Source organism: Caballeronia sp. RCC_10 (genome assembly GCF_041360715.1).
GTDB classification, from domain to species: Bacteria; Pseudomonadota; Gammaproteobacteria; order Burkholderiales; family Burkholderiaceae; genus Caballeronia; species Caballeronia grimmiae.
Genome location: NZ_JBFUPT010000002.1, coordinates 344397 through 360613, shown reverse-complemented (window position 1 = coordinate 360613; position 16217 = coordinate 344397). Strand labels below are relative to the sequence as shown.

At 63.9% G+C, this 16217-nt stretch carries 16 protein-coding genes; 8 read left to right on the top strand and 8 right to left on the bottom strand.

Annotated elements, in window-relative coordinates; translation table 11 throughout:
* Positions 1-5 precede the first annotated feature (5 nt).
* From AB6804_RS06130 to AB6804_RS06120, 3 genes are all read left to right on the top strand, one after another.
* A complete protein-coding gene (locus AB6804_RS06130) occupies positions 6-668 on the top strand; it encodes a TetR/AcrR family transcriptional regulator (protein ID WP_370885694.1) in 663 nt (220 codons plus the stop codon).
* 376 nt (positions 669-1044) lie between these two features.
* Complete coding sequence (locus AB6804_RS06125; protein ID WP_370885693.1) at positions 1045-1611, top strand: heme-binding protein; 567 nt, start codon at positions 1045-1047, stop codon at positions 1609-1611.
* A gap of 214 nt (positions 1612-1825) precedes the next feature.
* Positions 1826-2782: a bile acid:sodium symporter family protein gene (locus tag AB6804_RS06120; RefSeq protein ID WP_370885692.1), complete on the top strand. Its 957-nt coding sequence runs from the start codon at positions 1826-1828 to the stop codon at positions 2780-2782.
* Here AB6804_RS06120 and AB6804_RS06115 read toward each other — a convergent pair.
* A complete protein-coding gene (locus tag AB6804_RS06115) occupies positions 2779-3201 on the bottom strand; it encodes an HIT family protein (protein WP_370885691.1) in 423 nt (140 codons plus the stop codon). The two genes, AB6804_RS06120 and AB6804_RS06115, sit on opposite strands and share 4 nt — an antisense overlap.
* Positions 3202-3310: 109 nt before the next feature.
* Here AB6804_RS06115 and AB6804_RS06110 point away from each other — a divergent pair, with 109 nt between their 5' ends.
* Positions 3311-4564 carry a multidrug effflux MFS transporter gene (locus AB6804_RS06110; protein WP_370885690.1) on the top strand — a complete coding sequence of 418 codons (1254 nt, stop codon included), beginning with the start codon at positions 3311-3313 and terminating at the stop codon, positions 4562-4564.
* 134 nt (positions 4565-4698) lie between these two features.
* Here AB6804_RS06110 and AB6804_RS06105 read toward each other — a convergent pair whose 3' ends face one another.
* The 3 genes from AB6804_RS06105 to AB6804_RS06095 form a co-directional block, all read right to left on the bottom strand.
* Positions 4699-5916, bottom strand: a complete 1218-nt coding sequence (locus AB6804_RS06105) for a DUF2252 domain-containing protein (RefSeq protein WP_370885689.1) — start codon at positions 5914-5916, stop codon at positions 4699-4701.
* Positions 5917-6213: 297 nt separating this feature from the next.
* Positions 6214-6324, bottom strand: coding sequence for a hypothetical protein (locus AB6804_RS06100; RefSeq protein ID WP_035965334.1), 111 nt, complete (start codon positions 6322-6324; stop codon positions 6214-6216).
* A gap of 15 nt (positions 6325-6339) precedes the next feature.
* Complete coding sequence (locus AB6804_RS06095; RefSeq protein ID WP_370885688.1) at positions 6340-7734, bottom strand: OFA family MFS transporter; 1395 nt, start codon at positions 7732-7734, stop codon at positions 6340-6342.
* Positions 7735-8145: 411 nt separating this feature from the next.
* On the opposite strand from AB6804_RS06095, the gene adh reads away from it, so the two are divergent.
* Together adh and AB6804_RS06085 are read left to right on the top strand one after the other, a co-directional pair.
* On the top strand, positions 8146-9666 hold the full coding sequence (gene adh, locus AB6804_RS06090) for an aldehyde dehydrogenase (RefSeq protein ID WP_370885687.1): 1521 nt from the start codon (positions 8146-8148) through the stop codon (positions 9664-9666).
* Between the two features lie 51 nt (positions 9667-9717).
* On the top strand, positions 9718-10113 hold the full coding sequence (locus AB6804_RS06085) for a DUF779 domain-containing protein (protein WP_370885686.1): 396 nt from the start codon (positions 9718-9720) through the stop codon (positions 10111-10113).
* A gap of 8 nt (positions 10114-10121) precedes the next feature.
* Here the strand turns inward: AB6804_RS06085 and AB6804_RS06080 are convergent, their stop codons facing one another.
* From AB6804_RS06080 to AB6804_RS06065, 4 genes are all read right to left on the bottom strand, one after another.
* Positions 10122-10907: an enoyl-CoA hydratase gene (locus AB6804_RS06080; RefSeq protein ID WP_370885685.1), complete on the bottom strand. Its 786-nt coding sequence runs from the start codon at positions 10905-10907 to the stop codon at positions 10122-10124.
* Between the two features lie 13 nt (positions 10908-10920).
* The gene (locus AB6804_RS06075; protein ID WP_370885939.1) at positions 10921-12564 is read right to left on the bottom strand and encodes an acyl-CoA synthetase; all 1644 of its coding nucleotides are present in this window, start codon (positions 12562-12564) and stop codon (positions 10921-10923) included.
* A gap of 67 nt (positions 12565-12631) precedes the next feature.
* Positions 12632-13264, bottom strand: a complete 633-nt coding sequence (locus AB6804_RS06070) for a glutathione S-transferase family protein (RefSeq protein WP_370885684.1) — start codon at positions 13262-13264, stop codon at positions 12632-12634.
* A gap of 23 nt (positions 13265-13287) precedes the next feature.
* Complete coding sequence (locus AB6804_RS06065) at positions 13288-13914, bottom strand: glutathione S-transferase family protein (protein ID WP_370885683.1); 627 nt, start codon at positions 13912-13914, stop codon at positions 13288-13290.
* A gap of 401 nt (positions 13915-14315) precedes the next feature.
* Here AB6804_RS06065 and AB6804_RS06060 point away from each other — a divergent pair, with 401 nt between their 5' ends.
* Both AB6804_RS06060 and AB6804_RS06055 read left to right on the top strand, forming a co-directional pair.
* Entirely contained in the window at positions 14316-15452 is a 1137-nt protein-coding gene (locus tag AB6804_RS06060) for a porin (RefSeq protein WP_370885682.1), read from the top strand.
* Between the two features lie 78 nt (positions 15453-15530).
* Positions 15531-16157, top strand: a complete 627-nt coding sequence (locus tag AB6804_RS06055; RefSeq protein ID WP_370885681.1) for a hypothetical protein — start codon at positions 15531-15533, stop codon at positions 16155-16157.
* Positions 16158-16217 lie beyond the last annotated feature (60 nt).

Here is a 16217-nt window from a genome sequence, read left to right as displayed (position 1 = left end):
ACAAGATGACGAAGCAGCGCGACGACCGCGACACTGAAAGCCACGACGCCGAACGTGTCAATGCCGCACGTTCTCCCTTGCAGGCGCGCGGCCGCGCAAGAATCGAGGCTGTCCTGGACGCGACGGCGGAACTGATCATCGAAAAGGGCTTGCCCGGCGTGACCATGCATGGCGTCGCGCGGCGCGCGCAAACGCCCATCGGCTCGATGTATCACTTCTTTCCGGACCGTGAGAGCCTGTTGAGCGCGCTGTGGGACCGGCACATGACGGCCACCGGCGAGATCGACGACGAGCTCGGCCAGATCGATATGGACACGTGGCGCGGGCTGTCGTCCGAGGCGGTGATCGACCGCTTCATGACGCCGTACATCACGTATCTGGAGCAGAACCCCGACTGCCTGATCCTGATGACGGTCATGCCGCACGACGACAACAAGAAGCGTGACGCCGGCACGCTGCGAAAAGTGGTCGATGCGCGCATGCCGCAGGTCAAGCCTGCGGAACGCGCGCTGTACGTGGAGATTTTGCGTGCGCTCGCGAGCGGATCGCTTGCGATCAAGCTGCGGCCCGCAATGGGCGACGTTCAGCTCGCAAAGCGCTATTTGCGTGAGGTGAAGCGGGCGCTGGCCGCGTACCTGGCGTCGGTGGAGGCGTCGGTTCTCAAGTAAAGCGCGACGCGCCCTTTCGATTCGTATAACGACAAACACGAAATCCTTTGGGTTGGCGCGGATACGCAAATCATTCAGATATCCGAGGGTTCGCGCGGTACAGGTAAGCGCTTGTTCTATTAACTAAGGCATCCTATCTTGTTAGGCAACGATCGATTTTCGCGCGTCACTCGTGTAGTCAAATCGTATTTACATCGGGAGAATCGCCATGCGTAAAGTCGCTTGTCACTCGTTGTTTGCCGGACTCTGCATCGCTTTGGTTGCGCCGCTGGCTCACGCTCATTCATACGATAACGACGACGCTCCCTCCGGACGATGCACCCTACCTCAAGGCACGGTGTCGCTGGTCGAGAAACAGCTTTATACCGTGGTCAATATGAGCGATGGCAACGGCGGCATCTTCAAGCCCAATCGCATGTGGGCGGCCGTCGTGGATCGGCAGGGGCATCTCTGCTCCGTCATCAAGACCGGAGACGCATGGCCGGGCAGCCGCGCGATCGCGATTGCGAAGGCCTACACCGCGAACGGCTTCAGCAACGACGCGCTCGCGCTATCGACCGCCAACCTGTATGCAGCGACTCAACCGGGCGGATCGCTGTATGGGCTGAACAATTCGAATCCATTCGATGCGCGCTTTCTCGAGCAGGGCACCGGCATCGGGCGCACGCTCGGAGGCGTCATCACGTTCGGCGGCGGCGTCGCGCTGTATGCGGGCGGCAAGGTGGTCGGCGGCCTGGGCGTGAGCGGCGACAGCGCATGCGCCGATCATGCCATCGCGTACCGCATGCGCAAGCTCGCGGGGCTCGGCAGCGTGCCCGCCGGTCAAGGGCCGGGCAATACGGACAACATCGTCTATTCGACGGGCGCATCGCCGATGGGCTTCGAGCATCCGCACTGCTTCCCCACGGACTTGAGCGCGAGCAAGATCGAGTCGGTGCGCTGACTCCGAGGCGCTTCTGGCCGGCCACAGCCGGTAAAATGCCACGCCCGCCGTCATCCGGGCCGCGCCGTGCGCCATCCGCGCACGCCGGCGCCACGGCGGGCATGCGCCCCACGAAGGCAAGCCTTTCGCAGTTCTCTTCGACCACGAGCCGTAAGCATTTCCGGCTCGCGCGTCATCGCACACATCACGACACGACCTCCGAGGAACGCTTCAAATGCTTGCCCGCATCACCCGTCTTTTTCCGCTCTGGGCCGTGCTGGTTTCAGTCGCCGCCTATCTGTCGCCTTCTTCCGTGACCGGCATTGCGCCGCACGTCACGACGCTGCTCACCATCATCATGCTGTCGATGGGCGTCACGCTTTCCATCGACGATTTCCGCCGCGTCTTCACGCGCCCCGCACCGGTCATCGCGGGCATCGTGCTGCATTACCTCGTGATGCCGCTCGCGGCCTGGGTGATTGCGAAGCTGCTGCGCATGCCGCCCGATCTCACGGCGGGCATGGTGCTCGTCGGCAGCGTCGCGAGCGGCACGGCGTCGAACGTGATAATCTATCTCGCACGCGGCGACGTCGCGCTGTCCGTCACGATCAGTGCGTTGTCGACGCTCGTGGGCGTGTTCGCGACGCCGCTGCTCACGCGCCTTTATGTCGATGCGTCGATTGCCGTCGACGTGCACGGCATGCTGATGAGCATTCTTCAGATCGTCGCGCTGCCGATCATCGTCGGGCTGATCGTGAATCGTCTGTTCGGCAAGTTCGTGCGCAAGATCGAGCCCGTGCTGCCGATCATCTCGATGGTGTCGATTCTGCTCATCATCGCGGCGGTGGTCGGCGGGACGCAGAAGAGCATTGCGTCGGTGGGCGCGGTGGTCGCGCTAGGCGTGGTGCTGCATAACGGCATCGGCCTGTTGGGCGGCTATTGGGGCGGCCGTCTGCTCGGTTTCGACGAAGCCGTCTGCCGCACGCTCGCGATCGAAGTCGGCATGCAGAATTCCGGTCTCGCCGCGACGCTCGGCAAGCTGTATTTCACGCCGATCGCCGCGCTGCCCGGCGCGCTGTTCTCCGTGTGGCACAACCTGTCGGGCTCGATGCTGGCCGGCTATTGGGCGGGCCGTCCCGCCAAAGGATCGACGCGCGACGCGGATGCATCCGGCATCGTGCGGCAGACCTAGACGGTCAGAGCCGGGCGGATGCGCCCGGCCAGCGCCTCGAGCGCCGCATCGTCGGCGCGCACGCGGCCATGCTGCCTGAGCGGCACATCGCGCCAGCGCGGAATGATGTGAAAGTGGATGTGCGGCACGGTCTGACCGGCCGCCTCCCCGTTGAACTGCGCGATGAGCATGCCATCGGGTTGCAACGCATCGCGCACCGCTGCGGCCACGCGCTTCACCTCGCGCATGCATTCGGCGAGCGCCGCATCGGATACCTCGTGGATGGTCGCGGCGGACTCTTTCGGAATGACGAGCGCATGCCCGTCCGCTTGCGGCATGACATCCATGAAGGCGAGCGTGTGCTGCGTCTCGCGCAACTTGATGCACGGCAACTCACCGCGAAGAATGCGGGCGAAGATGTTGTTCGGGTCGTATTGCATGGGCGGCTCCGTTGATCAGATCGCAGTGTAGAGCGTTCGGCTCGCGGACGATCGCACGGCTTCTCGCGATGACAGGCAAAATACGCGTTCGCACCCGAACGCCGCCTTCATGAACCCTGCCAACCCCGACCGCTCTTTTGCCGCCGCGCGTGAATCGAATTCGCCGCGTTTCCTGCTGTTTCTCGTATGCCTGTTCGCTTCCGCCGGACAGTTCGCCATCGACATCTATGTGCCCGCGCTTCCCGCGATGGCGCGTTACTTCGCCACCTCGCCGCAGGCGATCCAGTCGAGCGTCTCGGGCTACATGGCGGCGTATGCGCTCGGGCAACTCATCTTCGGCCCCGTCGCCGATGCCTATGGACGCAAGCGCGTGCTCGCGTTCGGGCTGGTGATCTACACGCTCGGCTGCCTGCTTTCGCTCGCCGCGACCAATCTCGAAACCTTCCTGCTCGCGCGCTGCATGCAGGGCTTCGGCATCGCGACGACCAATTTGCTCGCGAAGACCATCATCACCGATTCCTTCACCGGCCAGGCGCTGATGCACGCGTTCACCTATATGTCGATCGCGTGGGGCCTCGCGCCGATCGTCGCACCGGTGATCGGCGCGCATTTGCAGACGCTGTTCGGCTGGAAGTCGTGCCTCGTGTTCCTGCTGCTTTACTCGATCGTGATGTGGGGCCTCGTCTGGCGCTATCGCGAGACCTTGCCGCGACCCGTTCACCTCGCGCCGCGCACGTTGCTGACGAACGCGGGGAAGGTGCTGTCGAGCCCGGTGTTCCAAAGCTGTTTTCTCGCGCAAGGCCTCTGCTACAGCATCCTGCTCGTGTTCAACATCGTCGGTCCGTTCATGGTGCAGAACACGCTGCAGAAACCGCCGACTTACTTTGGCTATCTCGCCCTCGGCATCGGCCTGACCTACTTTCTCGGCGGCCTCTCGAATCGCGTGCATGGTCCGCGCTTGCCGAGCGCGGAGCGGCGGCTGCGCATCGGGGCTTGCGGGATGGCGGCGGCATCGGTCGTGATGCTGCTGCTTGCGTTGAGCGTCGGCCTGCGCGTATGGACGCTCGCGACGCCCGTGCTCGTGATGGGCTTCTGCGCCGGCGCGATGTATCCGACGCTGATGGCGAAGGGCAATTCGCTGTTCCCGCATATCGCCGGGCTGACGAGCGCGATTCTCGGCTGCGCGCTGCTGCTGGTTTCATCGGCGATGATGGCGCTCGCCGGCTTCGTGTCGGTGCACGTGCTGGCGCCGCTGGCGGTGTTCTTCGTCGCGCTGGCATTCACCGTCGTATGGATGGTGTCGAAGCTGCTGCGGCATCTGGAGCAGGCGCAAGCGGATGCCGCCGTGCAGCGCGGGGCCTAGATTCAACGCGTTTTCGTCACCTTCAGCCGGAAGATCGCGAGGAACGCGACGAAGGCGATCACGCCGAGCACGGTCCAACTCGCCATGAAGCGGCGCAACAGCCTCAGTTCAGAGCCGGGCTCGTCGCGCCGAGCTTACGCCGCCGCCAGCGCATAGCGCCGGCAGTGCTCCAGATACCCGACTTCGTGACTGCCGACCAGTTCGACGATGCTGCTCCACAGCCACAGGGGCGCATCGATCGAGCGAGTCTTCGCGCGCCGCAATTCGGCGAGCCAGCCGCGACGCGTCGCCTTGTCCATCTGACGCGCGTGCGCCTGACCGACGATGAACCCGAGATAGCGCGCGACTTCCATCGCTTCGGTCTCGCCAATCTGCTCGATTTCCAGCTTCAGGTCTTGCGGCAGCAACTCGCGCAGCACCACGGGCCGTCCCTGCAGCGTCGCGGCCAGCATGCGCTCGCCGAGGTGCGGCGACAAGGCGCGCGCCCCCGCGACGACGCGCTCGGCATGGTCGCGCGGCATCGAGACGCCCTGATAACGCGGCGCAGCAGCCTTCACGCCTTCCTTGATGTCGATGAGGCACAGATCGTCGCCCTCGACCACGCCGCCGTCGACATCGAGCAGCACCGCGTAGCGGAGGCGTCCGAGCGAGCTGCATCCCTTGACCCAGAACGCGGCGTCGAGGACGGTGACGTGTCCCGTGTTCGGGCGATGCCGCAGGCTCGTCGCGAGATTCGCGACCGTCGCTTTCTCGAAGAGCGCGTCGATTTCCGCACGCTCGTCCTTGCTCACCGGCCAGAAGCGGCTGCCGAAGGGAATCGTCGGGCGGGTGTCGTCGAGACGCTCGCGCGCCAGATGCTTCCACGAGCGGCGCACCGCTTCGCGCATCACGACGCGCACCACTTCGGGCTTGCGGCAGTCCTCGGCGGACGCGTGGTCGCGGTCGAACGCCAGCACATAGCCCTGAAACAGGGCTTCGATCATGTTGATGGTCGTGACGCCGGGCAAGGCGGAGCCGCGTGCCGCGGTCGCGAGCGACAGTCCGAGCCGGATCAGATCGTGCACCGGATTGCCGATGACGGTCTGATCCAGATCGCGAATCTGCACTTCGATCCGTCCATGCGCGTCCGCGACCGGCCCCAGATTGCCGGTATGGCAGTCGCCGCAGATCCAGATCGCGGGACCTTCGGGCAGGCTGCGGATGTCGGCCTGTTCGAGCCAGTCGTAGAATTTAGCGGTGTTGCCGCGCACGTAAGCGTGCGTCGAGCGCGCCATTTTGGCGTTGCGCCGCGCCGTCAGGAGTTCCTGTCGTTGGTCGAAACCAGTCAGCTTGGGCCGTGGGGGATTGCGCATGGTGGCGTGTTCTTCATTGGACGTTCGGTTCTCGTCCGATGAACGCACGCCGTGTGCCTGAGTGCGCGGAGGGTGGGCACGCGCTTCGCTGGGCGTGCGAAGGTTCACAGGGGAAGCGCGCTGGAAGTACTGCACGAAGCCGGCGTGCCGATGCACATGCTGCGGCTCGTCGATCGGCTCGGAGGACGGCCAACGCGGCCGCGCGGCCATCGACGAACATTGGCGTCACGGGCGAGGCGGCCCGAGCGCCCGAAGCGGCCCTCGCGCGAATCGCCATCCGCGCGTGCGCCGCGTCCGTCAATGGAACAGCTTCACTGCCTGCGTCAGCGTATTCGTCACGCCCCACGCGAGCGGAATCAGCACATAAAGCCAGAACAGCACCAGCAGTCCCTTGTTCGACGTATTCATTGAAGTCCCCGAGTGTCAGCTGGCAGTCTGCGCCGCCGTGTCCATGTGATGCCTTTCGTTCACGCGCTTGACGAGCAGATTGCAGAAGAAACCGATGACGAGCAGCACCGCCATGATGTGCAGCGTCATCGTGTAGGCATCGGCCTTGGCGACGCCCTGCGCCACTTCGTACGCGCGGATATAGTTGACGAGCACCGGTCCCGCGATGCCCGCCGCGGCCCATGCGGTCAGCAGCCGTCCATGAATGCCGCCGACGAACGCGGTGCCGAACATGTCCGCGAGATAAGCCGGGATGGTGGCGAAGCCGCCGCCGTACATCGACAGAATCACGCAGTACGCGGCCACGAAGAGCGCGACGTTGCCGGCCCTAGCAAATTGCGGCACGAGATAGTAGAGCACCGCGCCCAGCACGAAGAAGACGAAGTACGTGTTCTTGCGGCCGATCCAGTCCGATGCCGACGCCCACACGAAGCGCCCGCCCATGTTGAAGAGCGAGAGCAGCCCGACGAAGCCCGCCGCCGCGCCCGCCGTGATCGACGCCTTGAAGCTCTCCTGGATCATCACCGATGCCTGGCCCAGCACGCCGATGCCCGCCGTCACGTTCAGGAACAGCACGAGCCACAGCAGATAGAACTGCGGCGTCTTGAGCGCCTGATCAATATGCACGTGGTTCTTCGTGATCATCCGGTTCGCGGTCACAGGCGGCGTCCATCCCGCGGGCTTCCAGTCGGCGGGGGGAATGCGGATGGCGAGCGCACCGATCGTCATCGAGATGAAATAGACGACGCCGAGCACGACGAAGGTCTCCGCCACGCCGGTGCTCGTCGCGCTCTTGAAGTAGTTCATCAGCGCGACGGAGCCGGGCGCCGCGATCATCGCGCCGCCGCCGAAGCCCATGATCGCCATGCCCGTCGCCATGCCGCGGCGGTCGGGGAACCAGCGGATCAGCGTCGATACGGGCGATACATAGCCGAGCCCGAGCCCGATGCCGCCGATCACGCCATAGCCGAGATAGAGCAGCGCGATCTGATGCAGATACACGCCGAGCGCGGAGACGAGGAAGCCGCCGCCGAAGCAGCATGCCGCAGTGAACATCGTGCGGCGCGGGCCGACCTTTTCGAGCCACTTGCCCGCGAACGCCGCCGACAGCCCCAGAAACACGATAGCCAGCGAGAAAATCCAGCCGAGCGTGGTGAGCGACCAGTCATCCGGCGCGGACTGCGTGATGCCGATGATCTTCGTCAGCGGCGCATTGAACACCGAGAACGCATACGCCTGTCCGATGCAGAGATGCACGGCGAGCGCGGCGGGCGGCACCATCCAGCGTGAGAAGCCGGGCCGGGCGACGGTCGCTTCCTTCGAAAAGAAGCCATGCGGGCCATGCGCGGCCCCTTGATTGATGCTGGTCATCGTGGTCTCCGTGGCGCGCCGATCGTCGTCGAACTGCCGGCGCGCTCATCTTTGCTTTGTCGTGGCCGCCCTCGCGTTGCGTCGAACATGCGATGAACCGGCACATGACGGCCGCAACGCCTGACGGCTGCGCATGACCTTAGACAAGAGCGAAACGCTTTGCAATATGAACCGTGCTGGCATAAGCGTTTGCCCCAGCCCTGTGCTGTTGGGCTACAGCGCGAGTTGCACCTGTAGCGAATGTGAACAGCGAGCGTCAGGCGCACATGAGCGCAAACGGAGCGCAAGCGTCCGCCCGTCAACGCTTCGAGCCTTAGCGTACGCAATGGCATGGAACTCGCAGATGCGGTCGCGCGGGCGAAGATGACATCGATCGCGGGCCGTTCATATCGACATGTGAGGAGCACATAGATGAATCATGCAGAGATGCAGTTCCTGAGCACGGATTATCCGTACAAGAAGCAGTACGGCAACTTTATCGGCGGCAAGTGGGCGCCTCCCGCAGGCGGCGAATACTTCGACAACATCTCGCCGATCACAGGCGAGCCGTTCACGTCGATACCGCGTTCGCGCGAGGCTGACATCGAAGCCGCGCTCGATGCCGCGCATGCCGCGAAGGCGGCATGGGCGAAGACATCGGCGGCCGATCGCGCGAACGTGCTGATCAAAATCGCGGAGCGCATGGAAGCGAATCTCGCGCGGCTCGCGGTGGCCGAATCGATCGATAACGGCAAGCCGCTGCGCGAGACGATGGCCGCGGACATCCCGCTCGCGATCGATCATTTCCGCTACTTCGCGAGCGCCGCGCGTGCGCAGGAAGGCTCCATCTCGCAGATCGACGACGACACCGTCGCCTATCACTTTCACGAGCCGCTCGGCGTGGTCGGGCAGATCATCCCGTGGAATTTCCCCATTTTGATGGCGGTATGGAAGCTCGCGCCCGCGCTGGCGGCGGGCAATTGCGTCGTGCTGAAGCCCGCCGAGCAAACGCCGGCGTCGCTGCTCGTGTTGGTCGAACTCATCGGGGACCTGCTGCCGCCGGGCGTCGTCAACGTGGTGAACGGATTCGGGCTGGAGGCGGGCAAGCCGCTCGCGTCGAACAAGCGCATTGCGAAGATCGCGTTCACCGGCGAGACCACGACGGGCCGCCTCATCATGCAGTACGCGAGCCAGAATCTGATACCGGTGACGCTCGAACTCGGCGGCAAGAGCCCGAACATCTTTTTCGCCGATGTGCTCAACGCCGACGACAGCTTCTTCGACAAGGCGCTCGAAGGCTTCGCGATGTTCGCGCTCAATCAGGGCGAAGTGTGCACGTGTCCGTCGCGCGCGCTGATCGAGGAATCGATCTATGAGCGCTTCATGGAACGCGCGTTGAAGCGCGTCGCGGCGATCACGCAGGGTCATCCGCTCGATAACAGGACGATGATCGGCGCGCAGGCATCGCAGGAGCAGCTCGAGAAAATCCTGTCGTATATCGATCTCGGCAAGCAGGAGGGCGCCGAATGCCTGAGCGGCGGCGAGCGCAATGCACTTGATGGCGAACTCGCGAACGGCTACTACGTGAAGCCGACCGTGTTTCGCGGGCACAACAAGATGCGTATCTTCCAGGAGGAAATCTTCGGGCCGGTGGTGTCGGTGACGACGTTCAGAAACGAGGAAGAGGCGCTCGAAATCGCCAACGACACGCTCTACGGCCTCGGCGCGGGCGTATGGACGCGCGACGGCACGCGGGCGTATCGCTTCGGCCGCGCGATTCAGGCGGGGCGCGTGTGGACCAACTGCTATCACGCATATCCGGCGCACGCGGCGTTCGGCGGCTACAAGCAATCGGGCATCGGACGCGAGAACCACAAGATGATGCTCGATCACTACCAGCAGACGAAGAACCTGCTCGTCAGCTATAGCGACAAGCCGCTGGGCTTCTTCTAAACCTTCGTGAAAGCAGGGCCGCCGCATCGCCGGGCGGCCCGGAGACATGCAATGAACGAAAACAACGAGGACGTTCCGCGCGTGATCGCGACGCCTGCCGCCATCGCGCTGATCGACACGCTCGCGGCGCAGCATGGCGCGGTGCTCTTTCATCAATCCGGCGGATGCTGCGACGGCAGCGCGCCGATGTGTTTTCCGGCGGGCGAGTTCATCGTCGGCGGCTCGGACGTGCGGCTTGGCGATATCGCGGGCATGCCGTTCTACATGAGCGAATCGCAGTTCGAATACTGGCGGCATACGCAACTCATCATCGATTGCGTGCCGGGCAATGGCGGCATGTTCTCGCTGGAACGTCCGACCGGACTGCGCTTTCTTACGCGATCAAGGTTGTTCAGCGATGAAGAGAACGCGTGGCTCGACCGGCATCCGGTGACGCATGCGGAATGATTCGACGCTCACCAGCGCGGCGGCCGTTTCTCGATGAACGCCTGCGTGCCTTCGAGCGTGGCCTCGTCCATCATGTTGCAGGCCATCGTCTCCGATGCGAGCGCATAAGCCGATTCGATTCCCGTTTCCAGTTGCCGATAGAAAAGCCGCTTGCCCGCCGCAACCGCTTCGCGCGGCTTGCCCGCGATGCTCGATACGAGCGCGCGGACGGCATCGTCGAGTTCGCCCGGCGCGGCCACGCGATTCACGAGTCCGCGTTCCTTCGCGGTTTGCGCATCGATGAAATCGCCCGTCACGAGCATCTCGAATGCGGCCTTGCGCGATACGTTGCGTGAAAGCGCCACACCCGGCGTCGCGCAGAAAAGCCCCACGTTCACGCCCGATACCGCAAACCGCGCCCCATCCGATGCAACCGCCAGATCGCACATCGCGACGAGCTGACAGCCCGCCGCCGTCGCGATGCCATGCACCCGCGCAATGACCGGCTGCGGCATGCGCTGTATCGTCAGCATCATGCGGGAACAACGTGCGAAGAGCTCGCGATAGTAGTCGAGCGCTGGCTCCTGGCGCATCTCCTTCAGATCGTGACCCGCGCAAAACGCACGCCCTTCGCCGGCGATCACCACGACGCGCGCATCCGATTCGCCGATGCGTTGCAGTTCGCGCTCCATCGCATCGAGCATCGCCTCCGACAACGCGTTGAACGCACGCGGACGATTCATCGTGAGCCTGACCGCGCCTTGTATGCCGTATGCGTCGCGTTCCACCAGGACGAGTGCTTCGCTATCGCTCATCGAATAGACTCCCTCAAACGTCGATTGCCGCAACCGAGCCCGCGCGCTTGCGCAGTTCGAACTTTTGAATCTTCCCGGTCGATGTCTTCGGCAACTCGCAAAACTCGACGGCACGCGGCACCTTGAAGCCCGCGAGATGCGCCTTGCAATGCGCAATCAGTTCGTCCGCAGTGACCTGCGCGCCGGCTTTCGTCTCGACGAACGCGCACGGCGTCTCGCCCCAGCGCGCGTCCGGCTTCGCGACGACGGCCACCGCCAGCACAGCCGGATGCCGGTACAGCACGTCCTCCACTTCGATGCTCGAGATGTTCTCGCCGCCCGAGATGATGATGTCCTTGCTGCGATCCTTGATGCGGACATAGCCATCCGGATACGCGACGGCCAGATCGCCGGTATGGAACCAGCCGCCGCCAAACGCTTCCTCGGTGGCCTTGGTATTCTTCAGATACCCCTTCATCGCGATGTTGCCGCGAAACATGATCTCGCCGATGGTCTCGCCGTCGCGGGGAACGGGCTGCATGGTGAGCGGATCGAGCACGCTGACCGCATCCTGCAAGTGATAGCGCACGCCCTGACGCGCATTGAGCCGCGCCCGCTCGCCGATATCGAGCGCGCTCCATTCCGCTTGCTGCGCGCAGACGGTCGCGGGTCCGTAGACTTCCGTAAGTCCATACACATGCGTCAGTTCGAAGCCGAGCCGCTCCATGCCTTCGATCATCGCGGCGGGCGGCGCCGCGCCCGCGACCATCGCATGGACCTTGTGCGCGATGCCTTGCTTCATTTCGTCCGGTGCGTTGACGAGTAGGTTCTGCACGATCGGCGCGCCGCAATAGTGAGTGACGCCCTCGTTGCGGATCAGCTCGAAGATGGTCTTCGCATCGACCTTGCGCAGGCACACGTTCACGCCCGCTCGGGCCGCGACGGTCCAGGGAAAGCACCAGCCGTTGCAATGGAACATCGGCAAGGTCCACAGATACACGGCATGCTTCGGCATGTCCCATTCGAGGATATTGCTGACCGCGTTCGTATAGGCGCCGCGATGGTGATAGACGACGCCCTTCGGATTGCCCGTCGTTCCCGATGTGTAATTGAGGCAGATGGCGTTCCATTCATCCGATGGCGGCGACCATTCATACGCAGGATCGCCGCCCGCGAGCAACGCTTCATAGTCGATTTCGCCGATGCGCTCGCCGTCGCCCGCATACTGCGAGTCATCGACATCGATCACGAAGACCGGCTGCGGCACTTGTTCGAGCGCCTTCTTCATCACACCGGCGAACTCGCGGTCGACGAGCACCGCTTTCGCTTCGCCGTGCGTCAGCATGAACGCGAGCGTGGCGGCATCGAGCCGCGTGTTGAGCGTGTTGAGCACCGCGCCCGTCATCGGCACGCCGAAGTGCGCTTCCACCATCTCGGGCGTGTTGGAGAGCATGGCCGCGACTGTATCGCCGATGCCGATGCCACGCGCGGCCAGCGCCGATGCAAGCCGCCGCGTTCGCTCATACGTTTCGGCCCACGTGCGCCGTATCTCGCCATGCACGATGGCGGGCCGCGCCGGATACACCGACGCCGCGCGTTCGATGAAAGTCAGCGGCGTCAGCGCCACGAAGTTGGCGACGGTCTTGGGAAGGCCCTCGTCGTACATGTGCGCGGTCATCATCGTCTCCTCGTTGCGTCGGGCTCGAATGCCGCTCATATTACGCGTGCCTGACAGCGGCGGCGCGTCAGGACAGGTCGAGTTTCACTTCGAAGCCGCGCTGCACGCCGGGCCTCGCGAACAGCGCTTCGTACCAGCGTTCGACGTTCGAGTAGTCGTCGAGCGAGACCTGATGACGCTCGTGCCGCCATGCCCAGCCGAGAATCGCGAAGTCCGCCACCGACAGCGCGCCCGCGACGTATTCGACATCGGCAAGGCGCTTGTCGAGCACGCCATAGAGGCGGCGCGTTTCGTCGGAATAACGCTTGAGGCCGTAACGCCGGTCGCTTTCCGCCTCGACCATGCGGAAGTGATGCACCTGTCCGGGCATCGGGCCGAAGGCGCCCATCTGCCACATCAGCCATTCGAGCACGGGTATGCGATCGCGCAGGCTCGCGGGCAGAAACTGGCCGGTCTTCTCGCCAAGATAGAGCAGGATCGCGCCCGATTCGAAGACGCTGATCGGCTGGCCATCGGGTCCGTCCGGATCGACGATCGCGGGAATGCGGTTGTTCGGGCTGATGCGCAGAAACTCGGGCGCATGCTGCTCGCCCTTCGTGATGTCGACTGTCTTCACGGTGTAAGGCAGTTGCATCTCTTCGAGCGCGACGCTGATCTTGCGCCCGTTGGGCGTGTTCCATGTGTGCAGTTCGATGGTCATGTCCGTATCGGCGATAAGTGCGTTCAGGTCAGTTCCGGTGCGACGTAGCGTTGAAACCCCGGGCGCGCCGACTGTTGCGCGTACCAGCGTTCGAGGTCGGGCAGCGCGGGCCGTTCGAGTTCCGCGATGCCATACCAGCGCCGCGCATAAGCCGCGATAACGAGATCCGCCAGCGAAAACGCATTGCCTTCGACGAAGTCGCGGCCCTTCAGGTGCGCGTCGATCACCCGCCATAGCGCCTCGACTTCGCGCGCATCGGCTTCCAGTTGCTTCAAATGGCGCTTGGCCTCGGGCGTGCGGATATAGCCCCAGAACACCGGGCGTTCCGCAGGCTGGAGGGTGGAAAGCGTCCAGTCGAGCCAGCGATCGACGCTCGCGCGCAGCTTCGGGTCGGCGGGATAGATGGCGCTGCCTTCGCCGTACTGCATCGCCAGATAACGGAGGATGGCGTTCGATTCCCACAGCACGAAGTCGCCGTCGACGAGCGTCGGCACGCGGCCCATCGGGTTCATCGCGAGATAGTCGGGCTCGTGATTGCGGCCGAACTGCATGCCCGCGTCGATGCGCTCGTATTCCACTCCCAGCTCGTCGCAGCACCACAGTACTTTCTGCACGTTGACCGAATTGGCTCGGCCCCAGATCGTCAGCATGGAATGTCTCCCTCATTCTGCGAGTGTGTCGTTTTCTCAAGCATAACGGCTATTAAGCGAGGGCTGCAATCGGGCTTTGCCTTTACGTATGACGTGGCTACTACGTTTGCACGCGTTCGCACAAGGGCGCAAAGGCAAAGATGCGCCGCGAAGGTTCGCCGTACTAATGATTATGCCGCTCTCACTCATCTCCATTGGAGCGGCGCGAAACGCCCGCCCGTTTTGCGCTAAACACAACACCCGTGCCGAGCCGCTTGCCAGAGCCTATGCGCTGCGCTATTTGATGTGATAAAAGTCCGCGTGCCCGTTCGCGGCGCGGTCGAGCCCGCGATCCGGGACGGCAAAACGAAAGCCGCGCGAATGGGCGCATCTCATCGAACCGCAACAACGCAAAAACAAACATGAAGACGATCACCTCCCGCGCGGCCACCGCGCTTGCCGTATCCGCCATTGCATGCGCCTGCCAGTCCGCATTCGCGCAAAGCTCCGTGACGCTGTATGGCGTCGCTGACGTCAGCGTGCGGTATCTGACCAACGCGAACGCCAACAACGACGGCAAGCTCTACATGACGAACGGCGCGGTTACGAACAGCCGTATCGGCCTCAAGGGAACGGAAGATCTCGGCGGCGGACTGACGGCGATCTTTCGCCTTGAAGGCGGCGTGGAACTGAACAACGGCCAGTATTCGGATAGCCAGCGCGCCTTCAATCGCGCGGCGTATGTCGGGCTTGCGAACCAGTACGGCGCGCTCACGCTCGGCCGCCAGAAAACGCCGCTCTTCGACATGCTCGGCGATACCTACGACCCGCTCACCGTCGGCAATTACTTCGAGAACGCATGGCTGCCGGTCGCGCTCGGCGCGGGCCTTTATGCGGACAACGCCGTCAAGTACAACGGCACGTTCGCGGGCTTGACCATCGGCGCGATGTACTCGTTCGGCACCAACTACACGGCGACCGGCCCCGGCGGCTTCTCGGGCCAGGTGCCGGGGCATCTCGGCGCGGGCAACATGTACGGCTTCACGGCGTCGTATGCAATGGGGCCGCTGTCGATCGGCGGCGGCTATCAGCAGAACAGCGACAACGCGAGCAACAAGCAGAAAATCTGGAACGCGAACATCGTCTATACGATCGGGTCCGCGAAGCTGTACGCGGGCTATCTGCATTCGACCGACGACACCGGCTTCGTCGACAGTCTGCTCTCGCAACGCAACCTCGTGTCGGGCGTCGACATCCTCAAGGGTTCGGGCCGGCGCGACGATGGCCCGTTCGCTGGCGTCACGTGGCAAGTCACGCCTGCGCTGCTGCTCACGGGTGCGTTCTACTATGACCACATGAAGAACGCGGCGATCGGCGGCGGCGAGACGGGCAACGGCAATCGCTACACGGGCGTCGCGCTCGCGGAATATGCGTTGTCGAAACGCACCGAAGTGTATGGCACCGTGGACTTCAACAAGGTCACGGGCGCGGGCTTCGTCGAGTTGCCGGGCAGATCGAACCAGACGGGTGTATCGGTCGGACTGCGCAATCTGTTCTGATCATGCCGAACGTGTCGGCAGTCTCGCGGGCGCGGAATTTGCGGTGCAGCGCGCGTAGTCAATATCAAGGAGACGAGGATGTCCGACACTCACAGCACGCCGCAACTCGACCCGTGCAGGCTCGGCGTCGCATTCATCGACGCGCAATTGCTGTCGCTTTGCACGCACGCCGGCTTGCTGGCCGACTGGATCGAGAACGGCCAGCGCGCGCCGGACTTCAGCGCGCTGGCGCGGCTGGTGGAACATCGGCGCGCGCATCCCGAAGCGCACGCGCATAGCGAAGACGGCATGCCGATGAAAGAGGAGCCGCAAGATGCGCTGCAGCCGTGGCCGACGCTGCCCGACGCATCGCAGCGCATGACGTTCGCCCTGCGTGTGCCGTGCCTGAATGCGATTCTCGCGGTGGCGGACTTCTTCGACGTGCATCGGCTGTCGAGTTCGCGCACGCCCGAAGTGCAGTTCCTGATGCGCCTGCGCGATGCCGCCGTGAATGGCGAGCGCTTTCGCATCGGCGCGGATGAGTACGTGCCGCATGCGGCGTATGGCGGTCTCATCATCGACAAGACGCTGGACGGTGCGGCGCTATTCGGAGATGGTCCGGAAACAGGCTTCATCGCGTTCGGCGATGTCGTCGGCCTGCTCGGCTATTTGCGCAAGCTCCTGAAGAGCATGCAGGCGGTGATCAGTTCCGGCGATGCCGGCTGAAGCGCGATGAACGCGGCCGCGTACGTGGTGTAAGTTGCACGCAGGCGGCCGCGCGGACTT

Coding starts and splice junctions, on each gene's coding strand:
- AB6804_RS06130 (WP_370885694.1), top strand. CDS start 6: ATGACGAAGCAGCGCGACGACCGCGACACTGAAAGCCACGACGCCGAA.
- AB6804_RS06125 (WP_370885693.1), top strand. CDS start 1,045: ATGAGCGATGGCAACGGCGGCATCTTCAAGCCCAATCGCATGTGGGCG.
- AB6804_RS06120 (WP_370885692.1), top strand. CDS start 1,826: ATGCTTGCCCGCATCACCCGTCTTTTTCCGCTCTGGGCCGTGCTGGTT.
- AB6804_RS06115 (WP_370885691.1), bottom strand. CDS start 3,201: ATGCAATACGACCCGAACAACATCTTCGCCCGCATTCTTCGCGGTGAG.
- AB6804_RS06110 (WP_370885690.1), top strand. CDS start 3,311: ATGAACCCTGCCAACCCCGACCGCTCTTTTGCCGCCGCGCGTGAATCG.
- AB6804_RS06105 (WP_370885689.1), bottom strand. CDS start 5,916: ATGCGCAATCCCCCACGGCCCAAGCTGACTGGTTTCGACCAACGACAG.
- AB6804_RS06100 (WP_035965334.1), bottom strand. CDS start 6,324: ATGAATACGTCGAACAAGGGACTGCTGGTGCTGTTCTGGCTTTATGTG.
- AB6804_RS06095 (WP_370885688.1), bottom strand. CDS start 7,734: ATGACCAGCATCAATCAAGGGGCCGCGCATGGCCCGCATGGCTTCTTT.
- adh (WP_370885687.1), top strand. CDS start 8,146: ATGAATCATGCAGAGATGCAGTTCCTGAGCACGGATTATCCGTACAAG.
- AB6804_RS06085 (WP_370885686.1), top strand. CDS start 9,718: ATGAACGAAAACAACGAGGACGTTCCGCGCGTGATCGCGACGCCTGCC.
- AB6804_RS06080 (WP_370885685.1), bottom strand. CDS start 10,907: ATGAGCGATAGCGAAGCACTCGTCCTGGTGGAACGCGACGCATACGGC.
- AB6804_RS06075 (WP_370885939.1), bottom strand. CDS start 12,564: ATGACCGCGCACATGTACGACGAGGGCCTTCCCAAGACCGTCGCCAAC.
- AB6804_RS06070 (WP_370885684.1), bottom strand. CDS start 13,264: ATGACCATCGAACTGCACACATGGAACACGCCCAACGGGCGCAAGATC.
- AB6804_RS06065 (WP_370885683.1), bottom strand. CDS start 13,914: ATGCTGACGATCTGGGGCCGAGCCAATTCGGTCAACGTGCAGAAAGTA.
- AB6804_RS06060 (WP_370885682.1), top strand. CDS start 14,316: ATGAAGACGATCACCTCCCGCGCGGCCACCGCGCTTGCCGTATCCGCC.
- AB6804_RS06055 (WP_370885681.1), top strand. CDS start 15,531: ATGTCCGACACTCACAGCACGCCGCAACTCGACCCGTGCAGGCTCGGC.